At 67.0% G+C, this 1,283-nt stretch carries 1 protein-coding gene; it reads left to right on the top strand.

The window, feature by feature from the left end; all coding sequences use genetic code 11:
- The coding region (locus FLX07_RS35770) for a glycoside hydrolase family 43 protein (protein WP_142576404.1) at window positions 1-1,283 on the top strand (1,283 nt) is incomplete at both ends.

Raw genomic sequence — 1,283 nt, 5'->3', positions numbered from 1 at the left:
CCGCTGGTCTACAACGGCCGGGTCTACCTCTACACCGGGCACGACGAGGACGGCTCGACGTACTTCACGATGAAGGACTGGCGGGTCTGGTCCTCGGCCGACATGGTGAACTGGACCGACCACGGCTCGCCGCTGAGCGTGTCCAGCTTCAGCTGGGCGAAGTCGGACGCGTGGGCGGGCCAGGCCATCTACCGCAACGGCAAGTTCTACTGGTACGTCCCCACCACCAACCGGTCGACCGGCAGGATGGCCATCGGCGTGGCCGTCTCCGACAGCCCCACCGGTCCCTTCCGCGACGCCCTGGGACACCCCCTGGTCGAGAACGGCGAGATCGACCCCACCGTCTACATCGACGACAACGGGCAGGCCTACCTCTACTGGGGCAACCCCAACCTGTGGTACGTCAAGCTCAACAGCGACATGACGTCCTACTCGGGCAGCCCGACGAAGGTCAACCTGACCACCTCGGGATTCGGCTCCCGCAGCGGGGACGCCAACCGGCCGACGCTGTTCGAAGAAGGCCCCTGGTTCTACAAGCGGGGCAGCCTGTACTACATGGTGTTCGCGGCCAAGTGCTGCTCGGAGTTCATCGCCTACTCCACATCCTCCAGCCCGACCGGGCCGTGGACCTACCGCGGCACGATCATGTCGACGCAGGGCAGCAGCTTCACCAACCACCCGGGGATCGTCGACTTCAACGGCGGTTCGTACTTCTTCTACCACAACGGCGCGTTGCCGGGCGGTGGCGGTTTCACCCGCTCGGTCGCGGTGGAGAAGTTCAGCTACAACTCCGACGGCACGATCCCGACGATCAACATGACCACCACCGGGGCGCCCCAGGTGGGCACGTTGAACCCGTACGTGCGTCAGGAGGCCGAGACCATCGCCTGGGAGTCCGGCGTGGAGACCGAGCCGTCCAGCGAGGGCGGCATGAACGTCGGGTTCATCGAGAACGGCGACTACATCAAGGTCAAGGGCGTCGCCTTCGGCACCGGCGCGACCTCGTTCTCCGCACGGGTGGCCTCGGGCGGCAGCGGCGGAAAGATCGAAGTGCGCCGCGACGGCGCCACCGGCACCCTCATGGGCACCTGCGACGTCCCGGGCACCGGCGGCTGGCAGAACTGGACGACCGTCTCCTGCTCGGTCACCGGCGCGAGCGGCACCCACGACCTGTATCTCCGGTTCACCGGCGGCAGCAGCTACCTGATGAACGTGAACTGGTGGCAGTTCACCGGCAACGGGGGGCCGACCACCAGCCCCTCGCCCACACCCCCGGCATCGCC

The organism is Microbispora bryophytorum (genome assembly GCF_006874465.1).
Classification (GTDB): Bacteria; Actinomycetota; Actinomycetes; order Streptosporangiales; family Streptosporangiaceae; genus Microbispora; species Microbispora bryophytorum.
The sequence above is the reverse complement of the archived record's forward strand: the minus strand, read 5'-3'. Positions and strand labels throughout refer to the sequence as shown.